This is a genomic window from Rhodoferax sp., assembly GCF_028715765.1.
Lineage (GTDB): Bacteria > Pseudomonadota > Gammaproteobacteria > Burkholderiales > Burkholderiaceae_C > Rhodoferax.
The window spans coordinates 1-3,277 of the sequence record NZ_JAQURE010000099.1 but is presented as its reverse complement, the minus strand read 5'-3'; the positions used below and the strand labels follow the sequence as shown (position 1 = coordinate 3,277).

Genomic DNA, 3,277 nt, shown 5'->3' with positions numbered 1-3,277 from the left:
AGGGCTTGTACCAACCGCTGGATTTGCAAATTGCCAAATGCCGCATCAGCGTGGCGGTGCGCTCAGGTTTTGACTATGCCAACATGGTCAAAAAAGGCTCGCGCCTGACCGTGGCGACCAAATACGTAGCCATTTCACGCGAGTTTTTTGCCAGCAAAGGCGTGCATGTGGACTTGATCAAGCTCTACGGCAGCATGGAACTGGCCCCGCTGGTGGGTATGGCGGATGCCATCGTCGATCTGGTCTCCACCGGCAACACCCTCAAGGCCAACCAGCTGGTTGAGGTGGAGCACATCATGGACATCAGCTCGCGCCTGGTGGTGAACCAGGCCGCTCTCAAGCTCAAGCAGGCGCCTATTCGACGCATCATTGATGCGTTTGAGTCGGCGGTGAGGTAGTAAATTCTTTGTGGAGGTATCGCTATGAACACATTGACGCGGCTGCTTGGTGTCATTGATGCATTGCGGTTTTTGAATCAGTTTCAAGTCGGTAGCGGCGACTACACCGTGGAGCGTGTGCAGCTTGCAAAAGACGACACAGTCAAAAGCGTCATTGCTGGCATCAAAGCGCACCGAAAACGTTAAACCTAACTTCTCAACTCAATTGTTATTTTCTGGATGTCCATTTGCCTTAAGCAACCAAAATGAATTCAATAGCTTCGCCCGCACGTTTATCAACCTCTAGCGCCACTTTTGACGCAGATTTCAAAGCCCGCCTGCACTGGTCGGCCGACACTGATGCCGGCATTGAGCAGCGTGTGGCTGACATCCTGGCAGACGTTCAGCAGCGTGGTGATGCCGCCGTGCTGGACTACACCGCACGCTTTGATGGCTTGCAAGCCAAGTCCATGGCCGAGCTGGAGTTGACCCAAGCCGAACTCAAAGTCGCTTTCGACGCATTGCCAGACGACCAGCGCCAAGCCCTGCAAGCCGCAGCTGCTAGGGTGCGCAGCTACCATGAAGCCCAGCGCAAAGCCAGCGGCGAGAGCTGGAGCTACCGCGACGTAGACGGCACTTTGCTAGGGCAAAAAGTCACGCCGCTGGACCGCGTCGGCATTTACGTGCCCGGCGGCAAAGCTGCTTACCCCAGCAGCGTGTTGATGAACGCCATTCCTGCCCATGTGGCAGGTGTCGGTGAAATCATCATGGTCGTGCCAACCCCTGTGCGCGGCAGTGTGGCCAGTGGAGGCACAGGCGCGGCATCTGATGCCAAGCCTGAAGTCAACACGCTGGTGCTGGCCGCAGCTTATGTGGCCGGTGTCACGCGCGCTTTCACCATTGGCGGCGCCCAAGCGGTTGCGGCACTGGCTTATGGCACGGCCACCATCCCGAAGGTTGACAAAATCACCGGTCCCGGCAACGCCTACGTGGCCAGCGCCAAAAAGCGTGTGTTTGGTGTGGTCGGCATTGACATGATTGCTGGCCCGAGCGAAATTCTGGTGCTGGCTGATGGCAGCACGCCGCCTGACTGGGTGGCGATGGACTTGTTCAGCCAGGCCGAGCACGATGAGCTGGCGCAAAGCATTTTGTTGTGTCCCGATGCCGCTTACATCGACTTGGTGCAGGCCAGCATCAACCGCCTGCTGCCCGAGATGCCACGGCGCGAGATCATCGCCAAATCCCTCAACGGCCGTGGCGCCCTGATCCTGACGCGCAGCATGGAAGAGGCTTGCGAGATCAGCAACCGCATTGCGCCAGAACACCTTGAGGTGAGCAGCCGTGACCCGCACCGCTGGGAGCCGCTGCTAAAACACGCGGGTGCGATTTTTCTCGGTGCTTACACCAGCGAGAGCCTAGGCGACTACTGCGCTGGCCCGAACCATGTGCTGCCCACCAGTGGCACAGCGCGTTTCAGCTCACCGCTGGGCGTTTATGACTTTCAAAAGCGCAGCAGCCTGATCGAAGTGAGCGAGCAGGGCGCGCAGACGCTGGGCCAGATCGCCTCGGTGCTGGCGCATGGCGAAGGCCTGCAAGCCCATGCCCGAGCCGCCGAGATGCGGTTGCGCTGAAAGGATACCTGTGGCACAACACGAACTTTGTGTTACACGAACTTTGTGTATCATTTGGCCATGAAAAATATCACCATCACGATGGAAGATGCCGCATCTGAGTGGGTGCGCGTTGAAGCCGCCAAGCGCAACACCAGCGTTTCTCGGTGGGTGGGCGAGATGATTGCCGAGAAGATGCGACACGATGATGCCTACGGTCGTACCATGCGCGAAGCCTTGCGTTTCGAGCCGATTGTCTTCGACGCTGCCTACCTCAAACGCGATGAAATTTATGCCGAGCGACTTGACCGTTTTCGTTGATACCAATGTCCTGCTTTACGCGCAAGACCCGAGACATCCTGATAAACAGCACGCTGCAGCGCAGTGGCTCAGCTGGTGCTGGCAAGGTCAGCGGGGTCGTATCAGCAGCCAGGTGCTGCATGAACTCTATGCCAACCTGCGCAAGGTCGCGCCCAGTTTGAAGCCGCAGCAGGCGCAAGAGGTGGTGCGCCGTTACCGGGTCTGGCGGCCGTGGTTGGTGGACGATGCCACCGTCGATCACGCCTGGCTGCTGCAGGACGAGACAGGCTACAGCTATTGGGATGCTTTGATGCTGGCGGCTGCACTTCAGCAAGGTTGCCGCTATTTGTTGACAGAAGACCTCCAGCATGAACGCGTCGTAGAGAGTCTCACCATCATCAATCCTTTTCGCACTTTGCCAAACGCGCTTGGCCTCATCCAATGACACCTTTTCACGCTTCTGTTTCAACCCGCATCCGCCCCGACGTGCAAGCCATGCACGCTTATGTTGTGCAAGACGCGCATGGCATGGTCAAGCTCGACGCCATGGAAAACCCGCACAGTTTGCCGCCTGAGCTGCAAGCCAAGCTGGGCCAGCGCCTGGGCGCCTTGGCGCTGAACCGCTACCCTGCTGGCCGCGTCAATGATTTGCATGCGGCACTCAAAACTTACGCGCCGGTGCCAGACGGTTTTGACCTGATGCTGGGCAACGGCTCAGACGAACTCATCAGCCTGCTGGCGCTGGCCTGCGCCGTGCCACCCAGCGCGGCCAACGGTTTCAAAAAAGCCGTGGTGCTGGCTCCCGTGCCAGGGTTTGTGATGTACGCCATGAGTGCACAACTGCAAGGCATGGACTTTGTCGGTGTGCCGCTCACCGCCGACTTTGAGCTGGATGAATCGGCCATGCTGGCAGCCATTGACGAGCACAAACCCGCCATCACTTACCTGGCCTACCCCAATAATCCGACCGCTAATTTGTGGAACGACGAC

At 58.3% G+C, this 3,277-nt stretch carries 6 protein-coding genes; all 6 read left to right on the top strand.

The genetic code is table 11. The annotated features are described in order from the left end of the window. A partial coding sequence (hisG, locus tag PHT20_RS16465) for an ATP phosphoribosyltransferase (protein WP_301021373.1) occupies positions 1 to 398 on the top strand: 398 nt, incomplete at its 5' end. A 24-nt stretch (positions 399 to 422) separates the two neighbouring features. Beyond that, complete coding sequence (locus PHT20_RS16460) at positions 423 to 584, top strand: hypothetical protein (protein WP_301021383.1); 162 nt, start codon at positions 423 to 425, stop codon at positions 582 to 584. Positions 585 to 643: 59 nt separating this feature from the next. Next, entirely contained in the window at positions 644 to 2,008 is a 1,365-nt protein-coding gene (gene hisD, locus PHT20_RS16455; RefSeq protein ID WP_301021382.1) for a histidinol dehydrogenase, read from the top strand. Between the two features lie 60 nt (positions 2,009 to 2,068). Then, on the top strand, positions 2,069 to 2,308 hold the full coding sequence (locus tag PHT20_RS16450; protein WP_300084357.1) for a CopG family transcriptional regulator: 240 nt from the start codon (positions 2,069 to 2,071) through the stop codon (positions 2,306 to 2,308). Further along, the gene (locus PHT20_RS16445) at positions 2,292 to 2,732 is read left to right on the top strand and encodes a PIN domain-containing protein (protein ID WP_301021381.1); all 441 of its coding nucleotides are present in this window, start codon (positions 2,292 to 2,294) and stop codon (positions 2,730 to 2,732) included. The genes PHT20_RS16450 and PHT20_RS16445 overlap by 17 nt, the downstream gene beginning before the upstream one ends. Beyond that, positions 2,729 to 3,277, top strand: a 549-nt coding sequence (locus PHT20_RS16440; protein ID WP_301021380.1) for an aminotransferase class I/II-fold pyridoxal phosphate-dependent enzyme, incomplete at its 3' end; no start/stop codon positions are given. The genes PHT20_RS16445 and PHT20_RS16440, both read left to right, overlap by 4 nt.